We start from the raw sequence: 17,356 nt of genomic DNA, 5'->3' as shown, positions 1-17,356 counted from the left end.
TCAAACGCATATCACCGTTCAGGATATGAGAATACTCATGCCCGATAACGCCTTGAAGCTGATCCCGATTAAGCGCTTCCAAAGCGCCCTTGGTCACCACCAGCACGGCCTCGTCCGGTGAGTAACCGGCGACAAACGCATTAATGCTCTGCTCCTGTTCCATGACATAGAGCTCCGGTACCGGCATACCGGCAGCAATGGCCATTTCTTCACAGACGTTGATGAGTTGTTTGCGATCCGGATCGGTGGTGGTCATGTCGCAGGGCTTGGCACCGGCCCATTCGGCAACCCGACGCCCTCCGCCAGCCAGTTCGAGGTAGCGGAAACCCGTCCCGATGAGGACAGCGGCTACCACACCGACACTGATTTGCCAGTTCAGATTAGAATGCCACCAGGCCAACCAAACGCTCAGCAACCCGCCATTTCGGAGCTGCCATTCGATCGTTCGATCGCCCAATAATCCCCGAAGCAACGCCGGTGCCTGCTCTGGATTGACCGAGACGGCCGTGCCCGGCGGTGAGTAAAATAACCAAAACCCAATAAAACAGACCAGGTTAACGACGATCAGTGTCGCTATAATCCCCAGTATAAACAGCACAACCAGCTGCCCGGTTTTCTGTCGGGCCCGATCCTGATGCTCAAAAAAATCCATATAAAAACCCTGACGTCTGCGGGATATCGTTGAATGCCTTACCACCGTCAAACTTCCGGATGTATCACCTCAACACCTGATGAGGTGCTGAGGGATAAAAAACAGCGACAACGAATCATGGGACCCCTGTCGCCTGCCAACCCTACCCTGCTTAACGGTCAGTCATCTCCTCAGAAACTGACTTTCGGAGCCTGCTTCGCTTCCGGGTTTTCAATTTCAAACATCGCTGCATCTTTGAACGAGGCCACGTTGGCCACAATGTTGTTCGGGAAGGATTCTTTGTAGGTCTGATAGTTCATGACCGCGTCATTGTACGCCTGACGGGAAAAAGCCACCTTATTTTCCGTGCTTTCCAGCGACTCCATCAGATCACGCATGGTCGCGTCACCTTTCAGGTCCGGATAAGCTTCAGACACGGCAAACAACCGTCCCAGAGCGCCGGTCAGCATGCCTTCGGCCTGCGACAGCTTGTTGATCAGATTGCCGTCCGTCGGATCCGCCGAAGCGGCTTTCTGCGCAGACACAGCCTGATTACGGGCGGCAATGACGTTTTCCAGCGTTTCCTTTTCGTGCTTCAGGTAGGCTTTTGCGGTTTCTACCAAATTGGGGATCAGATCATGCCGTCGCTGCAGTTGAACATCGATCTGTGCGAAGGCGTTTTTAAAACGATTTCGCAGAGCAACGAGCTTGTTATAAATTGCGATCAGAAAGACGATCAGCAGGATCGGAACACCCCAGGTTATAATCGGACCGACAAACTCCATGGCTACCTCGTTTATTGTCATTTTAGGAAGCCTGAGTTTAACAGCCTGTTACCAAAGAATCCTGTGACAAAAGTCTATTTCAGGTGATAACCGCAACGCTCAATACCAATGCGGGCTTTGCCCGGGATCACCGGGAATGCCGTAGTGAGGGTTCAGTCGTCATCTGAAAAAGATCTGTCCAGCGCATGGCCTGGGATTCCGCGATCAAGACGTTTAGTTGATCAGCCAGCAGGTATTCGGTATCGAAGGGATGAATGGAAAGGCGAACCGGCCGGTTCGGACGAGCCATGACCGCATTCAGACGGTTCCAGACGTTAAGGAACATCGCACGAGCCCGTGTATCGGCTTCAAAGCCGACCAACGGTAAAACCCGCCGTTTGCCTGTCGGCAGATTGATCAGCCCCGCTGTCGTTTCGAGGCAATCGAACCCGGCAGCGCTCAAGTCATCTAAGTTCAGGCATCCGGGTGCCCAGGCCGGTGGTACGTATACCTTTGGCGGTTTCAAACCATGCGCCGGAAACCAGTCGGCATTCGCCTGAACCAAAGCTTTCAGCTCAGACGTTGTGAGTGACAGGTGTTCGGCAGCATCGCGTGATAACAACCAACGATGCAGTCGATGATACAGTGTCGATACGCGCCGGGTATGATGAAGCCATCCATGCCCGGCCAGTTCATAGCCTGCACGTTGCCACATCTGAAGCTGACGCCGTTGCTCTTGACTCCAGTCGAGTCCGGGGACCACCAACAGCAGTACGGCTTCCGGTGGTACCTCATTGAGCACCTTGTGCAGAATGGACGCTACCTGGGACATGGTCTGCGGCATCACATCGTGCACGCTGATCAGGGTCGGGCGCTGACTCATGATGATTTCCGGACCGTGCGCAGCAATCGGGTCATCAACGTCGGATCGGACGGCCGGGACATCGCCAACCGGGTGCAGACCAGCCATTGCTGGCGGTTCCACTCGATATGAGCGTCTACTGCACGACGAGCCGATACGGAACGGGCGTAAAGCTCAAACTCGCTGAGTGCCGACGCTTCCTGTAACGCGTCTGCTAACTGATCGCCAGAGTCAATCACTGCCAGTCCGGCGGCCAAATCAGTCCAGTTCGCAATGCCACAGGCCTGCGTTACAACGACCAGTCGTTGACGTGCCATCGCTTCCATGGCCACCGTACCGAAACTTTCCACCTGGCTGGGCAAAACCAACGCATCATGCGCGTCGATCAAGTCGGTAATCTGTTCCCGTTCCACCCAACCCAAAACCCGGACGTTGCTTAGCCCAGCCGTTTCCCGGTCCAACCAATCACGTTCAGGGCCGTCCCCCGCCAGGGTAAAGGTTAACTGAGGGCAGGCTATAGCAGCCTGAACAATGGCCGGCAGGTTTTTTTCGGCGGCTAACCGGCCAACAAAAAGTACCGAACGAAGTTGTCGGGTGCCCCCCTGCACTGGCCGCTGTAACAAAGACTGACTGATGGGCGTCCCCATTAACCCGACACTCTCTGCCCCCAGGCGACGGGCAATCGCAATCATGTCTTCAGAGTTCACCAACACCCGATCCGCGAGCCGAAACAGTGCTTTATGAACCCATTCAAAATATACCTTGGTCAAACCACCCTGGACCCGGTTCCAATACAACCCGGCCAGTTTCTCAAACCAGGTGTGGAACCCAACAATGACCGGAATGCCCTGCTGCCGGGCCGTTATGGCACCACACAGCCCAAACAGACCAGGCGTCGGAATGACAACCACCGTCGGTTGAAACTCGCGCAGTGCTTTTTGCATTTCAAATGCATTCGGAACGCACAGCTTCTGAGTACGGTCACCGGGCATCGGCATGGACCACCCGCCCTGCCATTGGTCACCGACGATTTCCGGTGAAATACGTTCGATCGCCTCAACCGTGCCGTCAAGATCTTCAATCAGATCGGCGTAGTAAGCCCCAACACCGTTTCGATGCGGTGCGGCATCCGAAATAATCAGAATACGCGCCTCTTGAGTTGAGAACGGCAGCGGGCGAGCCATGGCCTGTGTCATGTTACGCTCCTTTTTCTGACATTGACGTCAACGCTGCTTGCGGGAAGTGCCTCCGGAGGCGCGCCCAGGAAAGGTTCTGCTGTTGCTCATACCGATGCTGACTCCGGTATTGTTTCGATAACCGAACCTCTTCATCCAAAGCCGACCGAAACGCCTCGGTCATCGCGATGTCCGCATGGGTCATCACCTGGTGAACACTTGACTCGAGATCTTTGACCAGCCGCCGCATGGGCAATCGCATCCCATGGATACGGGTCAGATCCAGAGCCTCAAGGCGGTGGTAGTAAGCAGCCAACATCCGCACGATGCGCTCGGAAAATGCTTTGGACAGATCACCGCCCTGCACCATTTCCCAACCAGGTTTCAGTGAACTCAACTGAGACGGCACGGTTTTCTCCGCCGGACGTTCACAAAAAACAAACGATGCATCCGGAAAGGTGGCTTTCAGGCTGTCCGGCCAGCTCATAAACGAAGGGTTCTTGCACAGATAGGTCAGGTGTTCGCCATGAAACCAGAGATGCCGCTGAACCAGACGGTGGTAAAAACCCAAGATGGTGGTCTTTTGGCGGGCCGGCATTGAGCGATCAAAGTCCGCCAACCGCCAGTAATGCTTTGCTTCTGGCATGAGGACCACCAGCAGAAAACAGGCATTCACAGGCAGCAAGGCTACAAAGTCTTCTTCGGCTTCGGTCAGCCCGAACTCATGAATCGAGGCCATGGTTTTCAGGAATGGCACGCGACGAAACAACGAAGACAACGGTTTGAACACCCGGCCAAGCCAACGAAACACATACCGTTCCGTAATGCTCGGTGCCAACAAGCATTCCCAGGTTTGCATACTGCTGAGTCGATCGTGTCGTGCCAGAACACGTTGCAAGTGCGTTGTACCACTGCGCGGAATGCCGGTAATAAACAATGGCCGGCGTACCGACACCCGTCGATAGCGTCGGAAAAACAGCTCATCACAGGCAAAGCCGATCCAGTGAATCAGCTGCAGCCCGATCAACAAGGGCAGTCCGAACAGCAGCACAAGCAACCGACGGGGAAACTGAACCCACGATCCGGAAAACAACGCCCGGAAAGCTCCGAACACCACCAGAACCCACTGCTGAGCAGCCATTATCGCGGCTTGCATCATCCTGCACCTCCTATTCGCCACCATCGACCAGGCAACGGCCTTCTGTGGCCGACTGACGACCTGCAAAATGTCATCATCGGTCCTTCAGATAGCCGCGCAGTTTCAGATACTGAACCACGCGTTCTGCGCATTGGGTTGAGGACAGGTTGTCAGTGCGGATATGGATATCCGGATGGCTCGGTGGCTGATACTCGGAATCAATGCCGGTAAAGTCGCGAATTTGTCCCGCCCGTGCTCGCTTGTAGAGCCCCTTAGGGTCCCGGCGTTCACAGACATCCAGCGGGGCATCGACATACACTTCGAGGAACTCATGGTCGGCAAACAGATCCCGAACCAGCGCCCGGTCGCGTTCAAAAGGCGAAATAAAGGCGGATAAGACGATCAGACCGGAATCGGTCATCAGCTTAGCGACCTCGCCGATGCGGCGGATGTTCTCAACCCGATCCGCATCGGAAAAGCCCAGATCTTTATTCAGACCATGGCGGACGTTGTCACCGTCGAGCAAAAAGCTGTGATAACCGTGTGCAAAGAGGTTTTGCTCAACGAGATTAGCCAGGGTGGACTTCCCGGCACCACTGAGCCCGGTGAACCAGAGCACACAGGGCTTCTGAGACTTTTGTGCGGCGCGATCATCGCGGCTGACCTGATGATGGTGCCACTGAACTGCATTCAACATGCTCTGACTCCTGATACGGTGTCCGAGCATGACAACATGAGAATGTGACAATTTTTTGAAGGGTTTCTAATGCGCTTCGGATACCCCGCTCTGAGGAAATCACACATCGGTTTCAATCGCAGTTGCAACCCGAACCGCTGTAATTCGCTGTGAGTTCGCTAACTCCTTGAAATTATTTAAAATTTTTTTATTAAGACGTGTTGACACCCTCTGAAATATGCGGATAATACGCCGCCGTTGTCGAGGCTATATAGCTCAGTTGGTTAGAGCACAGCATTCATAATGCTGGGGTCCCTGGTTCAAGTCCAGGTATAGCCACCAATACTGGTCCGTCGCCAAGTGGTAAGGCAACGGGTTTTGATCCCGTCATTCGCAGGTTCGAATCCTGCCGGACCAGCCATCTTCAGCACATTTTCTGACGAGCTCGATTCTCTCGTCTACCCTGTTCCAGAATCAACGCATTATTGGTCCGTCGCCAAGTGGTAAGGCAACGGGTTTTGATCCCGTCATTCGCAGGTTCGAATCCTGCCGGACCAGCCATCTTCACCAATCGCCACCTTTACCGAATACTCCCCTTTTTCACAGTCAGTTTCGCGTTACCATAGCCTTGTCTCCTGCATCACTCTTTGCAAAGGTACTCGCATGTCACAGCTCATTTCACCGGCTGAACTGAAAAATCTGCAACGCACGCACCAACCGATTATCCTGGACTGTCGCTCTGACCTGACCGACAAGGCACTTTCACGCCAGTGGTTCCGCGAAGGTCACATCCCCGGAGCACAGCAGGCGCACCTGGAAGAAGATCTTTCCGGTCCGATTATCCCCGGCCAAACCGGGCGTCATCCGCTGCCCGATCCAGAAGTGTTCAGTGAAACGCTCAGACGTTGGGGAGTCACCCATGAAACCCCGGTCATTGTTTACGATCAAGGTAATGGCATGTTTGCAGCCCGGGCCTGGTGGATGATGAAGTGGGTCGGTCTCAACGATGTCCGCGTACTAAACGGGGGTTTAAAACGTTGGCTCGATGAAGGCGGCGAACTGACTCAGGCAGAAACGACGCGAGCGCCCAGCGATGACCACTTCGAACCCGATATGAACCGAGTTGTCGACGCCGATAGGTTGCTGAGCGAAACAGGCTCACACCGCCTGCTCGATGCCAGAGCCCTAACCCGCTACCGGGGCGACGAAGAGCCGCTCGACAGCAAAGCCGGTCACATTCCCGGCGCTGACAACGCCGACTTTACCCGCAACCTGCAAGCAGACGGCGCTTTCCTCGAGAAGAATGCTCTGTTCAATCGATTTGCATCGCTCGCCAATCATGACGTCATCTGTTATTGCGGTTCGGGCGTTACGGCCTGCCACAACATTCTGGCCATCACCGAAGCCGGCTTGCCGATGCCCAAGCTCTATCCCGGCAGCTGGAGCGAATGGATCACCAACTCAAACCACCCCATCGCAACGGGTGAAGAAGGAGTCATTTAATGAGCAGACTCAAACGCTTCCTGACTGTCCTGGTCACCCTGATGTTTTCGTTGGCAGCCCAGGCAGGATCGCACATCAACATCCTGGTTTATCACCATGTGTCAGAAAACACGCCGGCGAGCACATCGGTCAGTCCGGCTCAGTTCCGTGAGCATTTGCAGCTGCTGCAAGACAACGGCTTTAACGTTGTTGATCTTGAGTCTACCCTGGCTCAGCTGCAGCGCGGAGAGACCGTTCCGGATAACGCCGTCGCGATCACCTTTGATGATGGTTATCACAATATTTACGACAACGCCTGGCCACTGCTGAAAACCTTCAACTTCCCGTTTACGGTGTTTGTGGCGACCGACGCCATCGATCAACAGTACAGTGACATGATGTCCTGGGATCAGCTCAGGGACATGCACCAAGCTGGCGTCACCATTGCTAACCACAGTAGTGATCACGGCTATCTGGTCCGCCACCAGCCGCGCGATGAACAATGGTTGACCAGCACCATTGCAAACATCGAACACGCTCAGGAACGACTCGAAGAAGAGCTCGGCAGCGGCGTTCCGAAATGGCTGGCTTACCCTTACGGCGAGTTCAGCGATGCATTAGCAGAGCGATTACAGACGCTTAACTACACGGCGTTTGCGCAACATTCCGGCGGAGTTTGGTCCGGTTCCGATTTTCAGGCCATCCCCCGCTTTGCCGCTGCCGGTATTTACGCCAACCCCAAAACATTACTGACCAAACTGCAATCCCGACCGATGCCCGTCGATGAAGCCCAGGTCAGTGATATGGTCACCACCCAAAGTCGACCGGAACTGGTTGCCACACTGGTCGAACGAAACGATTTTGCCAAGGCACTTAACTGCTTTGTGGATGGCGCCTGGCAGGATTCAAGCTGGCCCTCTGACCTGACATTCCGGGTTCAGAGTGATACTGACCTCGGCGAAGGGCGTCACCGGTATAACTGCACCGCGAAAGCCCGTTCCGGTGATTTTTATTACTGGTACTCGAAACCCTGGCTGATTTACGGACAGCAGGATCGTTAACCTCACAAATAATCTGCACGCAATAAAAAAGGGCGCAACAAGCGCCCTTTTTTATTGTCAAAATTCTCAATCGGGGATCTGATAATCGTAGACCGGTACCCAATCGTTGCTATCCGGCAATCGCTCCCAAACACTGCCTACTTCGGAACGCTGAACCAACTCGCGGATACTGGGATCCAACCGCTCCATGCAATCCAGAGGTGCGACACAGGCCGCGTTTTCTTCCATCAGAAACTCATCGGTCTCCTGACCGCTGTAGAATCGAAACCCGGTATCGTTCGCATGTTGCGGATCTTCTTTATAGAAAAAACGTATTGGCAATGGACGTTCATTCAAAATCAAACTGGAAGCCAGACACAGATGCCCTTGTGCCTGTTCAACGCCGCTATTCATCATAAATATCACTTTACCTCAAAAAGATCTTCGGGCCGCACTGTCAGCCCCTAACAACAAAAGGGCGGCGGATTATAAGCAAACCGACTGAAAATGCGACTCCTCCACAAGGTAAAAACTAAGGATTTTTTAGGGCCTTCGGAAAATCAAATAGTTAGCGATGTAATTTTTTGTAATCAAGCAGAAACAATCATCATTTCCGGTTTACCCCGGATAAATCACGATGCGTTTTGATAAGAGTTCTGGGGCGGAGGGGTGTCTTTTGGAAAGAGAGAATCTGTCTATCGTCAGTGATTACAGGCCCATATGACGCAATGAAACGGGCAAACACCTGAGGTGATGCCCGACGAAAACGATCAGCTTCAGGACGGGTAGGCTTCCTTCAAAGCATTGAAACGTTCAACCATATCGCCCATCGCCTCGGCATCCCAGGGCATCAGTCCGCTGACGATCAGTTTTTTATCACCGAAGCCCACGGTTTCCTCGCCATCGTAAATGGCGAACTTAAAATGGGTGTCACCCCGCTTGCCGTTAACATCGATGGTCGACTCGACCAGCGCCAGATCCGGCTTCGAGATGTCCAGACGATCCAGCTCAAATGACATGCTCTCGTAGATGACCAGTGGACGCTTCGGATTAAACATAATCCCATGTTTTTCCATGAGCGGAACCATAATGAACGGAAAGTTCTGTCCCGAAAACATAACGTATTTGCGAATCAACGTTTCGATCAGATGAGGGTCATGAGACACCTCACCCGACTGTTCCAGACGGGTGTAGACTTTGCCAGACTCATCCTGAATGTCGACAACGCCGTCCACCGCCTCCGGAAACAGCAATGGTTTGTCTTTACCGACCATGCCGGAGAACTGCACGGATGTTTTGCGGGACACCCCATATTTCGCCAAAGCCAGTGAAAACAGCAGATCACCGGGAACACAGAAGCGCTTCGCATCAACATCGTGAATCGGGTTAAAATCACCGGCCACTCCCTTCGCAAAGCGGCTCGCCTGCTCGGCTGATATCACGACTTTGCCATCGACTTCCTGATAATAATCCTCTAAAAACACCGGCATCCCCTTTCTGACTTATGATGCAAAAATAAACCGTCTATTCTGCACCCACCTTATTGGAAATAAACGCCTGATGCAGTAAAAGATCTGTGACCAGTGCTCAACAACAGCTGGGCAGACTCAGCGACAAATCTGCAACTGCACATCCGATTCGTTCATAACCCTCAGGATATCGGCATCGGGTGGGCGATCCGTAAAAAACATATCGGCCTGAGCGATGTTGCCAAGCCGAACCATGGCTTTGCGACCAAACTTACTGTGGTCGGCTGCCAGATAGACCTGACGACTGTGCTCAATGATCGCCTGCGCCACCTTAACTTCACGATAGTCAAAGTCCAACAAAGCCCCTTCGGCATCAATCGCACTGATACCAATGAGGCCGTAGTCCAGCTTAAACTGCTCAATAAAGTCGAGCGTGGCTTCGCCGACAATGCCACCATCGGAAGATCGCACTTCGCCGCTGGTCACAATCACACGGAAATCGGGTTTCTGACTCATCAATGACGCCACGTGAAGGTTGTTGGTGACGACCTGCAATCCGCGATGTTGCATCAGTGCGTGGGCGATGGTTTCAGTGGTGGTCCCGATATTGATAAAAATACTGGCGTGATCTGGGATGTGAGCGGCAATGGCGGTTGCAATGCGTTGTTTCTCCGACAAATTCAGAATCTGCCGATCCCGGTAGGCAATGTTCTGCGTTGAGTTCACCGGTTTTGCGCCACCGTGTACCCTACGAAGATGCTGAAGTGACTCCAGCTTGGTCAGATCCCGCCGGATAGTCTGTTCGGTCACGTCGTAGCGACGGACCATGTCATCCACCCGAACCAACCCTTCAGACTCAACCCAGCGCAAAATCGCCTGCTGGCGCTTGTTTAATGACTGCTCGGTTGCTGCCTCATCAAATCCGATCGGCCTGTCCACTTGCGAACCCTCCAGAGTCCCTAGCCTTTATTTACATTCTGTAACTTACAGTTCGGAATGCCCTGAGTATAGTATCGCCGACATAAAAAAAGACCGGATAACGGTCTGAGATATTGCAGCCGAGTATCATCGGCTCACGAGGGTCACCATGCCAAGCTCAGTTTCATACTGCCCGTACTGTCTTGCCCACAAGCCGGTGCTATCTGCAAGATTTGTGGGGTATCGGGTTACCTGTCGCCATTGTCTCGCGACCGGACCTGGCAAACGCTACAAGAAACAGGCGTTGACCGCCTGGAATCAACAAGCCCTGTCGCAGCGCGGCATCCAACCAGGCCAGGTGTCAGCCCTACTGCCAAAGCAGCCTCTGCTTAAAACGCCCTGGCGCAGCAAGTCCCCGTTCAAATCATCCTGACTTCCGTTACCAAATCTGCATGGCTGACTTAGCAACGGAAAATCGACCCGCGACCGCGGCCGAAGCCGGCTTACTGTCCGGGTCCTGCCAAGGCGGTCACCCGGGATTCAAGACTGTCTAATTGAGATCGCAACGCTGACAGACGGGCATTGGTCTCCTGCCGACCTGTATCGATGGCGGTTAAGGTCGACTGCAGTTCATTCAAGCTGGACTGTTGACCGTTGACGGTTGACTGCAGGGTACCCTGTTCAGCCAACAGATTCTCTTGGGTCAGCGTCAGACTCAGCAGACGCTCTTCATAATCGTTTTGCAAAGCGTCTTCCACCACCGCTGACACTTCATCGAGTTGCGTCTCATAGCTGGCAAAGGTGGTTTCCATCTGTTCCAGTTGCGCCTGTTCGGATTCCAACTGCTGGGTTAACTGGCTGAGTCTTTGCTCGTCAGACGCCTGACCGGATTCCAGTTGCGCAATCTGCCCGCTCAATGCCGACAGGGTTTCCTGTTGCGTGGCCAGCGTTGCCTGGTTTGCTTCAATCCATTCGCGATTGCGTTTGTTGGCGACGTCCCACAGCTTGCGGATTTCAGACATCTGCATGTCGGTTTCAGACTTGATCGCCTTAAACTGAGCATTAATGGCGGTCCCATTCATGGCAACGGACTCATCGGTTTCTGTCAGCGCTCGCTCCAGACTGACGATTCGATCATCCGCCAGTTCCAGCCTTTCTTCATAGGAGTTCAGCAACTGAGACAGAGAATATTGCTGCAGCGCCAGGTAACCAATGGCACCGCCAGCGATGACCAGCAATAAAACCATTAACCAAGATGTTCCGCCGGAACTTTTGCTCTCGGAAGGTTCACGCGGCTTAGCTGTCGGTTTTTTCTCAGGCGCGGGTTGGCTGCGACGACGAATATCATCCCGATCCGGTACCATACGCGGCATATCATCACCAATCGGAGTTTTCTGAGCCATGGAATGTCCTATTAATTAAAAATCGACGTCATTATCTGGTCTTAGCCGGAAATCGGCAACCGCATTGATCGCATCTTTGCGCTTCCAGCTCAGATTTCCCCGGCATCGACTCCGCATTGATTGCTCGATTTGCTATTTTATAAACCTTATAGTTTATTTTTATAAAATTGACCCTTGAATTGACCGACGTCAGCCCTGATTATTAGCAACGGTCCACGACAAAAACCAATCCATTTAGGGAGAGTACTCATGGCTTTTGAATTACCAGAATTACCGTATGCAAAAACGGCGTTGGAGCCGCATATTTCAGCTGAAACGCTGGAATTTCACCACGGTAAGCACCACGCGACTTACGTCACCAAGCTGAACGGTCTGATTCCAGGCACCGAGTTCGAAGGAAAAAGTCTGGAAGACATCATCAAGTCCTCTTCCGGTGGTGTGTTCAATAACTCAGCTCAAATCTGGAACCACACGTTCTACTGGCACAGCCTGAGCCCGAATGGTGGCGGTCAGCCAACCGGCGCGCTGGCTGAAGCGATCAACGCCAAGTGGGGTTCGTTTGAAGACTTCCAGAAAGCCTTTGATGAGAAAGCGGTTAACAACTTCGGTTCAAGCTGGACCTGGTTGGTGAAGAACAGCGACGGGTCTTTGGACATCGTCAATACCAGCAACGCGGGTACGCCAATCACTGAAGGTCAGACGCCAATCATTACTGTCGACCTGTGGGAACACGCTTACTACATCGACTACCGTAATGCCCGTCCTAAGTACCTGGAAGCATTCTGGGCGCTGGCGAACTGGGAGTTTGCAGCAGAGAACTTCGCTAAATAATCGATTTAGCACTCTGAGAGAAAGCGGCTTCGGCCGCTTTTTTATTGCCTGATTTCCCTTCTTACGTTATACCCGGGCTTATGAAACTGCCATTGATTTACCATCCGGGATACAGCCCCGAGTTCGACGCGAATCATCGTTTCCCGATGGAAAAATTCGCTCGCCTATACGACCGTCTGGAAAATATCGGGCTGCTCCGGCACTGTGAGTTGTTCCGGCCCGAACCAGCGAACGAAGCCACCATCCGACTGGCCCATCATCCTGACTATGTAACTGGCTATCGAGACAATCAACTCAGCGCCAAAGCCATGCGCCGGATCGGCTTGCCCTGGTCAGAAGGTGTGATGCGGCGTACATTTCTGGCCGTCGGTGGTTCCCTCCTGTCGACCGAGCTGGCTCTAGAACGCGGTCTGGCCGCGCACCTGGCGGGTGGAACTCATCACGCTCATTATCAGGAAGGCAGTGGTTTTTGTATTTTTAATGATCTGGCTATCTGTGCGAGACACGCGTTGACGAAACCTGGTATTGACCGGGTCCTGATCATCGATACGGATGTGCATCAGGGCGATGGCACCGCCCGGATTCTGGATAACGACCCTGATATCCTGACGGTCTCCTTTCATTGTCGTCAGAACTTTCCGGCCCGCAAAGCTCACAGCAACTGGGATTTTGAGCTCGACCATCAAAGTGGTGACCAGACCTACCTGAACCTCGTACATCGACACATTCCCTACCTGCTGGATATCACGGAACCGGATTTGGTCCTCTACGATGCCGGCGCCGACGTGCATCAGGACGATGCCCTGGGTTTACTGAACCTGACTGATGACGGCATTTACCAGCGTGATGTTTTTATTCTGTCAGAGTGCGCATACCGCAATATTCCGGTCAGTTGCGTGATTGGTGGCGGTTATATGAAAGACAGGAAACGGCTGGCCGAAGTACACAGCATCATACATCAGGCGGCTTTCGATGTTTGGCGTGAGTATTATCAAAGGTAATCAAACGAACCGCGTCCGGCTCAGATCAACTCGTCAAGCTGCCGGATTAATGCAATCAGTTCGGGATTTTCGGCCCCATCCGCTTTCAACGACTCTTCAGCGTACGGCGCGACCAGTGCACCTTGCGGCAGCGGCTGCCCAGCCTCTATTAAAGCGCGCAAGCGGGCGATATAAACCCATTGAAACCACTCCAGAAAGCTCAGGGTATCTACCATGAAGGGCGCGGTGCTCATCAGTTTCCGAGGCAACGGCGCAATGGTTTGCCACTGATTTTGTCGCTCCATGAGTGCCTGGCACTGATCAAGCAGATGACAAACGTCCTGACTCATGTCGGACCTCATACGTTGACTGAATCGGGCAGTTTACTGTTCGCAGCGTACGATACAAGGCAGGCGGTTGCTGAGGAAAGTCACCGCGGTATAATCTCGCGACTTTTCAAATACCGAGCGCCCTTATGAATGCACCCAGCCTGGCCGGCTTTCTGGATATGACACAAGCCCGATACCGACTGTTTGATTTGGGCACGCATTTGCGCAAGCTCCCAAGCCAGACCCTGCATAAGCTCGACACGGGTGAACCCTATCCGCATCCGCACCTGGGGTACGGCTGGATGGTCATTTTTCTGTGGAATGAGTCGCTCACAGAACAAAACAGCCTCTGGTTTCTGAAGCTGCCGCTGGATGAGCAGGGCATCCTTCCCGCGGCTGTTCACAGCGATCTCGTGAATCGACTTTATAAAGCTCTGCAAACCGGCGATGCCAAAGAGCGCCAGCGCCTGTTAACCGACCACCCTTACCAGTTCTCGCCGGACCCGGAAAAGATGGCCGCACTGCATGCACAGGCAACCCAGACGCTTGGCCTACCGCCGAGCGACTACCACGCACCGGCAAGAGCGTTTTATCTGGAAAACCAAAAGTTGGACCAACACTGGAGCGGACTCGGATTACAGGGGATCGCTGATCTGGTTTGCCGAGCCAATGACGATGAACTCAATCAACTTTGCCGTCGGGTAGAAGCTCTTGATGCCGAACCTCAGCGAGCGCTGTTAACCCAGCTGGAGCATCGACCTCTGCCGACCGCTGCCGTCGAAGCTCTGGTTAATCTGGCCGAGACGAGAGAGCCTCAGACCCTGGATCTGCACACCGCAGCACTCCGGGCCGGTGCAAACTCAACGGCCTTTCGACTGTTCGAACCAACCATTCACCGAACGCTTGAAGCGCCCGATGTATCACTGGAGTTTATCCTGACGGTACTGACACGCTATACAGCACTGTTAACTGACGTAGAGCTGACCGTGAAAACCTTGGACCGTCTTGCGGTGTTAGCAGACGCCGATGGCTTTGCACGAGTGGTCACCAATCTGGCTATGCAACCGGGCATGAATGGCATTGTCGCCAAGATACTCGGCAGCTCGCACCTGACGGATCCCCTCGGTCACGCTTTGGGACGGCTGATTCAGCAGCAACGAGGTCTGCATTCATGAGTCAGACCTGCCCTTGCGGTACCGGCCTTGACTACAACGATTGCTGCGGCCGTTTTCTCGACCAAGGCGCTTATCCGCAGCGCGCAGATTTGCTGATGCGCTCACGCTTTACGGCCTATGTCCGGCGCAATCGCACTTACCTGATTAAAACCTGGCATCCGGACACCTGCCCTGCACTCACAGAGAACGACCTGAACGGGACCGAATGGTTGACGCTGGAAGTCATAACGCATCATTCCGGCCTGAAGAAAGCCACCGTTGAGTTTAAAGCCTGGTATCAAACGCCCCAGGGTGCCCAATGCCACCACGAACGGTCGCTGTTTAAAAAAGTCAAAAACCGATGGGTTTACCTGAACCCTATCGCCGAATAGTTCAACGGAACTTCAGCTAAATAAAGCGGTCAGATAACAAAGTTTTTGGTCGCCAGAATATGCCGCTCAACATTTTATTAAAACCTCATGTCTCGGCGCTGTTTGCCTTTATCGGCTATGGCAGCTGGGCAGCGTTGAGCAACAGTTCGTTTGGCTGGTCAACGTCAATGGTGGCGTTAATGATTCAGGGGAGCTTTGCATTCACGTCGACCCTATTGCTCGGTCGCTTCACGTTGCAACTGAGCCATCGACTCGGGACAAGTCGTCGTGCACAGACAACGGTCTGGTTAATCAGCCTGACGCTCTTAGTGAGCATTCCCTTAAGTTTGCATTTACTTGCAGGAACACCTAATACGTTGCGCACTATGCTGCCCGGCTTACTGATTGGGAATCTCTACGTCTTTGGACTGCTGCGAACGGCATCGATCTCGGTAACGACTCAGTAATTTACGGCCCTTAGATCAATATCGGGTAACCCGGCGGATCTGCATGAACCGATCTTTATCAACATCGGTAAACCGCTTAAAACCAAAAGACTCATACAAAGAATGCGCATCGCGGGTCGCCAGACAAAATCGTCGGACTGCGGCCATGCGATCGTCCGCCAGAATATACTGAACCAAAGCTTTACCAATGCCTTCGCCCTGACGTTCGGCAATGACAAAAACATCCGCCAGGTAAGCGAAAGTCGCCTGATCGGTAATCACCCGAGCAAAAGCTACTTGCTCGCCTCCCTGGTAGACGCCGTAGCAAAGGGAATGGTCGATGCTCGTTTGTAACGTCTCCAGCGGTATGTTTGCCGCCCAATAACTGTCGGACAGGACACGGTGAATCAACGACACATCGAGTCGGCTTCGATCCGTGGAGAACTCCAGTTCAGTACTCAATTTCAAAGATCATTCTCCGGCAATGTTCACAGTAGACCCCGTCTGTAGATCGGACTCCAGCGTTTGACGTAAACGCTCGGCAATAATGGCGGGATCGGCCAAACCACCCGTTTCGTAACGCTCAATAAACCGCTGTACCTGGCTGAACTGAGCCGAGTCAGACTTCCGGATGTCGCCCTGCATATCGGTGTCCATCACACCCGGGTCCAGGTTCACAACCAAAATGGGCCGATCCGTTCGTTGCTGTTCAAGCGCCATGGAGCGCATAAACTGTTCAACGCCCGCTTTGGTCGCGCCATAAAGACTCCAGCCATCCAATGCGTGATTGGCGACTCCTGAAGAAACAAACCCCACCACACGACGAGCGGTATGATCGCCGAAATGCGCCTGAAAGCGCCCGGTAATGGAAATCGGCATGACAAGATTAATATCCATGTGCGCCCACCAGTCTTTTGGCTCACTTCCGCCCAATGGACCAATGGGCCCGATAACCGCAGCATTTAATACCAGATGAACCTCATCCCAGTCGTCCTCCGCCAGCATCGCAAACTGGGCATCGATGGCGTCAATAGCGGTTTCACGCCGACTCAGATCAACATCAACGTGCTCTTCTGCTTCTCCGGATCGGGAAAACTCCACCAAGTCGTAGCCAGCCGCCCGATAAGAATCGGCAACCGCTTTACCCAGACCTCTTGATCCACCGACCAGTAAACAGAGTTTCTTCATGATCGTTGTCCTCCAAAGACATAGCATTCACCTTCACATCGCGCGCCCAATGCTTTCAGCATCCGGTCAATCCAGGGCTTGGGGTGTTCCACTGGGGCATACACCACATAACTGCCTTTCTTTCGCACGTAATCGAGCGCGAACTCGAACAGTAAACGGGCGAGCCCCTGTCGTCGATTCAATGGATCGACCAGCAGATGACTCAGAACCGCAAAGGGGCGCCCGCCATGAGCCAAGGTTGGTATGACGGCACAGTGGCAACAGGCCACAACGTACTCATCCTTTTCGACCACCAGCAGGTCGAGCAGATCTTCTTCAAGAAACCGTTGAAAGATAACGTCTTGCCGTTTGCTGAACGGCATTCCCTTGCGGGTCGCACTTTGAAACAGATCATTCAGATCATCAATATCCGTCGTCTGAGCTGGACGACAATGGGTAGCCATAACCGATCCTTACTGTATTTGCGATCCGCATTAAACCCATTTCGTCACAACTTTTC

General features: G+C 53.3%; 21 protein-coding genes and 3 tRNA genes. 10 read left to right on the top strand and 14 right to left on the bottom strand.

From position 1 onward, the window contains the following. The 6 genes from MED297_RS05075 to cysC all read right to left on the bottom strand — a co-directional run. The coding region (locus MED297_RS05075) for a M48 family metalloprotease (protein ID WP_008042909.1) at nucleotides 1-652 on the bottom strand (652 nt) is incomplete at its 3' end. 170 nt (nucleotides 653-822) lie between these two features. Then, nucleotides 823-1,437, bottom strand: coding sequence for a LemA family protein (locus tag MED297_RS05070; protein ID WP_237613410.1), 615 nt, complete (start codon nucleotides 1,435-1,437; stop codon nucleotides 823-825). Between the two features lie 106 nt (nucleotides 1,438-1,543). Then, nucleotides 1,544-2,278, bottom strand: a complete 735-nt coding sequence (locus MED297_RS05065) for a polysaccharide deacetylase family protein (protein ID WP_008042904.1) — start codon at nucleotides 2,276-2,278, stop codon at nucleotides 1,544-1,546. Further along, nucleotides 2,275-3,453 carry a glycosyltransferase gene (locus tag MED297_RS05060; protein WP_008042902.1) on the bottom strand — a complete coding sequence of 393 codons (1,179 nt, stop codon included), beginning with the start codon at nucleotides 3,451-3,453 and terminating at the stop codon, nucleotides 2,275-2,277. Before MED297_RS05060 ends, MED297_RS05065 begins: the two co-directional genes overlap by 4 nt. A 1-nt stretch (nucleotide 3,454) precedes the next feature. Beyond that, on the bottom strand, nucleotides 3,455-4,591 hold the full coding sequence (locus MED297_RS05055) for a sulfotransferase (protein WP_008042898.1): 1,137 nt from the start codon (nucleotides 4,589-4,591) through the stop codon (nucleotides 3,455-3,457). A gap of 73 nt (nucleotides 4,592-4,664) precedes the next feature. After that, entirely contained in the window at nucleotides 4,665-5,267 is a 603-nt protein-coding gene (cysC, locus tag MED297_RS05050) for an adenylyl-sulfate kinase (protein ID WP_008042896.1), read from the bottom strand. A 244-nt stretch (nucleotides 5,268-5,511) separates the two neighbouring features. On the opposite strand from cysC, the gene MED297_RS05045 reads away from it, so the two are divergent. From MED297_RS05045 to MED297_RS05025, 5 genes are all read left to right on the top strand, one after another. Beyond that, a tRNA-Met gene (locus MED297_RS05045) sits at nucleotides 5,512-5,588 on the top strand. A 4-nt stretch (nucleotides 5,589-5,592) separates the two neighbouring features. Then, a tRNA-Gln gene (locus MED297_RS05040) sits at nucleotides 5,593-5,667 on the top strand. Nucleotides 5,668-5,732: 65 nt separating this feature from the next. Then, nucleotides 5,733-5,807, top strand: a tRNA-Gln gene (locus MED297_RS05035). Nucleotides 5,808-5,909: 102 nt separating this feature from the next. After that, nucleotides 5,910-6,749 (top strand): sulfurtransferase, encoded by an 840-nt coding sequence (locus tag MED297_RS05030; RefSeq protein ID WP_008042893.1) that lies wholly within the window; start codon nucleotides 5,910-5,912, stop codon nucleotides 6,747-6,749. Further along, nucleotides 6,749-7,789, top strand: a complete 1,041-nt coding sequence (locus tag MED297_RS05025) for a polysaccharide deacetylase family protein (protein ID WP_008042892.1) — start codon at nucleotides 6,749-6,751, stop codon at nucleotides 7,787-7,789. Before MED297_RS05030 ends, MED297_RS05025 begins: the two co-directional genes overlap by 1 nt. A gap of 66 nt (nucleotides 7,790-7,855) precedes the next feature. On the opposite strand, the gene MED297_RS05020 is transcribed toward MED297_RS05025, so the two are convergent. The 4 genes from MED297_RS05020 to MED297_RS05005 all read right to left on the bottom strand — a co-directional run bounded on the left by MED297_RS05020 (nucleotide 7,856) and on the right by MED297_RS05005 (nucleotide 11,558). After that, the gene (locus tag MED297_RS05020) at nucleotides 7,856-8,185 is read right to left on the bottom strand and encodes a DUF2185 domain-containing protein (RefSeq protein ID WP_008042891.1); all 330 of its coding nucleotides are present in this window, start codon (nucleotides 8,183-8,185) and stop codon (nucleotides 7,856-7,858) included. A 359-nt stretch (nucleotides 8,186-8,544) separates the two neighbouring features. Beyond that, a complete protein-coding gene (locus MED297_RS05015) occupies nucleotides 8,545-9,258 on the bottom strand; it encodes a DUF3581 family protein (protein WP_008042890.1) in 714 nt (237 codons plus the stop codon). Between the two features lie 117 nt (nucleotides 9,259-9,375). After that, nucleotides 9,376-10,176, bottom strand: coding sequence for a DeoR/GlpR family DNA-binding transcription regulator (locus MED297_RS05010; protein WP_008042889.1), 801 nt, complete (start codon nucleotides 10,174-10,176; stop codon nucleotides 9,376-9,378). Between the two features lie 482 nt (nucleotides 10,177-10,658). Beyond that, entirely contained in the window at nucleotides 10,659-11,558 is a 900-nt protein-coding gene (locus MED297_RS05005) for a hypothetical protein (RefSeq protein WP_008042887.1), read from the bottom strand. A 249-nt stretch (nucleotides 11,559-11,807) separates the two neighbouring features. On the opposite strand from MED297_RS05005, the gene MED297_RS05000 reads away from it, so the two are divergent. Then, nucleotides 11,808-12,389: a superoxide dismutase gene (locus MED297_RS05000; RefSeq protein ID WP_008042885.1), complete on the top strand. Its 582-nt coding sequence runs from the start codon at nucleotides 11,808-11,810 to the stop codon at nucleotides 12,387-12,389. An 80-nt stretch (nucleotides 12,390-12,469) separates the two neighbouring features. Continuing rightward, complete coding sequence (locus tag MED297_RS04995; protein WP_008042883.1) at nucleotides 12,470-13,390, top strand: histone deacetylase family protein; 921 nt, start codon at nucleotides 12,470-12,472, stop codon at nucleotides 13,388-13,390. 20 nt (nucleotides 13,391-13,410) lie between these two features. Here the strand turns inward: MED297_RS04995 and MED297_RS04990 are convergent, their stop codons facing one another. Further along, nucleotides 13,411-13,719 (bottom strand): YqcC family protein, encoded by a 309-nt coding sequence (locus MED297_RS04990; protein ID WP_008042881.1) that lies wholly within the window; start codon nucleotides 13,717-13,719, stop codon nucleotides 13,411-13,413. A gap of 125 nt (nucleotides 13,720-13,844) precedes the next feature. Here MED297_RS04990 and MED297_RS04985 point away from each other — a divergent pair, with 125 nt between their 5' ends. Genes MED297_RS04985 through MED297_RS04975 form a run of 3 tightly spaced genes read left to right on the top strand, consistent with a single transcriptional unit; the run spans nucleotide 13,845 to nucleotide 15,690 of the window. Then, nucleotides 13,845-14,873, top strand: a complete 1,029-nt coding sequence (locus MED297_RS04985; protein ID WP_008042880.1) for a DUF3549 family protein — start codon at nucleotides 13,845-13,847, stop codon at nucleotides 14,871-14,873. Beyond that, a complete protein-coding gene (locus tag MED297_RS04980) occupies nucleotides 14,870-15,244 on the top strand; it encodes a YchJ family protein (RefSeq protein WP_008042878.1) in 375 nt (124 codons plus the stop codon). The genes MED297_RS04985 and MED297_RS04980 overlap by 4 nt, the downstream gene beginning before the upstream one ends. Before the next feature lie 59 nt (nucleotides 15,245-15,303). Beyond that, a complete protein-coding gene (locus MED297_RS04975) occupies nucleotides 15,304-15,690 on the top strand; it encodes a hypothetical protein (RefSeq protein WP_008042876.1) in 387 nt (128 codons plus the stop codon). Between the two features lie 15 nt (nucleotides 15,691-15,705). On the opposite strand, the gene MED297_RS04970 is transcribed toward MED297_RS04975, so the two are convergent. Genes MED297_RS04970 through MED297_RS21065 form a run of 3 tightly spaced genes read right to left on the bottom strand, consistent with a single transcriptional unit; the run spans nucleotide 15,706 to nucleotide 17,300 of the window. Next, a complete protein-coding gene (locus tag MED297_RS04970) occupies nucleotides 15,706-16,137 on the bottom strand; it encodes a GNAT family N-acetyltransferase (protein WP_237613408.1) in 432 nt (143 codons plus the stop codon). A 3-nt stretch (nucleotides 16,138-16,140) separates the two neighbouring features. Then, entirely contained in the window at nucleotides 16,141-16,857 is a 717-nt protein-coding gene (locus tag MED297_RS04965; RefSeq protein ID WP_008042871.1) for an SDR family NAD(P)-dependent oxidoreductase, read from the bottom strand. Further along, nucleotides 16,854-17,300, bottom strand: coding sequence for a GNAT family N-acetyltransferase (locus tag MED297_RS21065; protein WP_008042869.1), 447 nt, complete (start codon nucleotides 17,298-17,300; stop codon nucleotides 16,854-16,856). The genes MED297_RS04965 and MED297_RS21065 overlap by 4 nt, the downstream gene beginning before the upstream one ends. Between the last annotated feature and the right edge of the window lie 56 nt (nucleotides 17,301-17,356).

It is taken from the genome of Reinekea blandensis MED297, assembly GCF_000153185.1.
Lineage (GTDB): Bacteria > Pseudomonadota > Gammaproteobacteria > Pseudomonadales > Natronospirillaceae > Reinekea > Reinekea blandensis.
The sequence above is the reverse complement of the archived record's forward strand: the minus strand, read 5'-3'. Positions and strand labels throughout refer to the sequence as shown.